Origin of the sequence: Bartonella sp. TT121SHDZB (assembly GCF_042193415.1) — a bacterium.
GTDB lineage: Bacteria > Pseudomonadota > Alphaproteobacteria > Rhizobiales > Rhizobiaceae > Bartonella.
In genome coordinates this window covers 1-549 of record NZ_JBHILR010000088.1, presented here as the reverse complement: position 1 = coordinate 549, position 549 = coordinate 1, and the positions used below count along the sequence as shown (strand labels likewise).

The following is a 549-nucleotide window of genomic DNA, read 5'->3' as shown; positions in this document are numbered from 1 at the left end:
GTCATTTGTGAAGGCATTGAAACCGGTCTGGCTCTGCTGTCTGGGTTGTTATCAGAGCCCGTTGATTTATGGGCGTCCCTTTCAACCCATGGCATGAGGCATGTGAATTTACCTCATACAAAAGGGCGTTTGACAATCGCAATGGATGGCGATGATGCGGGTCGTAAAGCAGGTTTTAACCTCGCTGCGCGTGCCTATAGCCATGGCTTTGAGGTCTTTATCATGCAAGCTCCAAAAGGAACCGATTTTAATAACGTATTACTTTCTTAAAAGAGGGAAACTATGAAAGATAGTAATTTACAAAACAATAATAAAAATACTCCCGTCAATGATAACGATAATGTTTCTTTAAATGATAAGACTTGTTTAAAAGCCATTCCTTATAAGCAAGCATTGCAACAAAATGGTTGGGGGGAATTAAAGCCTATCACGGCGGCTCTCTTACCCGTCGAGCCTTTTAATCCATTACAATTCCCCATGCCATTCATGGATTATGTTTATGACGTTTCAGAGCGTCAACAAGCCCCTATGGATTTTATTGCTGTCTCT

1 protein-coding gene and 1 pseudogene are annotated in these 549 nt (G+C 41.5%); both read left to right on the top strand.

All coding sequences use genetic code 11. The annotated features are described in order from the left end of the window. The coding region (locus ACFIKI_RS08660; RefSeq protein WP_375666815.1) for a toprim domain-containing protein at nucleotides 1-270 on the top strand (270 nt) is incomplete at its 5' end. Nucleotides 271-282: 12 nt separating this feature from the next. Beyond that, a pseudogene (locus ACFIKI_RS08655) lies at nucleotides 283-549 on the top strand (DUF3987 domain-containing protein); the annotation flags it as partial.